1 protein-coding gene is annotated in these 1,135 nt (G+C 60.5%); it reads right to left on the bottom strand.

The genetic code is table 11. The features are described 5' to 3' along the window. Positions 1-30 precede the first annotated feature (30 nt). Positions 31-960 (bottom strand): IS110 family transposase, encoded by a 930-nt coding sequence (locus L901_RS22880; RefSeq protein ID WP_059760491.1) that lies wholly within the window; start codon positions 958-960, stop codon positions 31-33. Positions 961-1,135 lie beyond the last annotated feature (175 nt).

The following is a 1,135-nucleotide window of genomic DNA, read 5'->3' on the forward strand; positions in this document are numbered from 1 at the left end:
CGGCTGGCAACTGTATTGATGCATGTTGTTTCAAGCTGCTTCGAATGTGGTTTTATCCCTGAGCATGGCGTTTGCGATGACGAGCAGTTTGCGGGCGATGGCAATGATCATGACCTTGAACGGTTTGCCTTTGGCCTGCATGGCTTGAACCATGCGGGCGAAGGGCGACTTTAACCGGTAGGCCACCAGCGCCGCCATGTAGAGGGCATCGCGCACACGCTTTCGTCCGCCGCGGATATGGCGCTGGCCGCGGTGAATGCCGCTATCGGCATTGAAGGGGGCAAGGCCTGCAAGCGCCGCCATGCCGCCGGGCGAACTGCCGCCCAGTTCCGGCATGTGGGCCATCAGGGTGAACGCCGTGATCTGGCCGATGCCGGGGATCGAGCGAAGTCTGATGCTTTGTTCGTTCAGCGTCACATTTGTCCGCACATGCAACTGGCACTGTTGTTCGATCGCGGCGATTTCCGTATCGAGCCAGCCGAGGTGGCGCGCGATGCTGTCGCGCTCCGACGGCTCGGCTGTATGAAGGCGCAGCCGTTCCTGCTGGCGCATGGCAACAAGCTGATCACGGCGCGTGTGCAGGCTTTCCAGCTGCTGACGGGCTGGGTCGGGTGGTGTCGTGACGGGTGGTGAAAGTGTTTCGCCCATGCGCGCCAAAAGTCGCGCATCGATGGTATCGGTTTTGGCAAGCTGGCCGGTGGCTCTTGCAAAGTCGCGGGCTCTCGCCGGATTGACCCGGCAATAGGACCGCCGCCACCTCTCGAGCGCCGCGCACAACAGCCGGTCATAACGTCCGGTCGCCTCCAGAATGACCTGCGCCTCGCGTCCCTCAAGGGTAGAGAGCCATTCGTCGATGGCGATGCCGGTATTGGCGATGCGGACGGCTTTTTGTGTTGCGGCATCGAAAAGATCCAGATGTGCCTTTGAGACGTCGCATCCGATGTAAACAGGGTGTACCATGGCAAGCCTCATCCTGTGCTACGAGGTCCGCGCTCACGGCCTCCATCAACTGTTCAGGTTGGGATCATCAAGAGCGGGCGGAGGTCCAAAAGCCAGCAGGCGGTCTCTAACGACCAGGATTCCGACGGCCTTCCGCCCGCACTCTACATAGCACAAATCCAATACACAGGATTCC

The organism is Agrobacterium sp. D14 (assembly GCF_001526505.1).
GTDB lineage: Bacteria > Pseudomonadota > Alphaproteobacteria > Rhizobiales > Rhizobiaceae > Agrobacterium > Agrobacterium leguminum.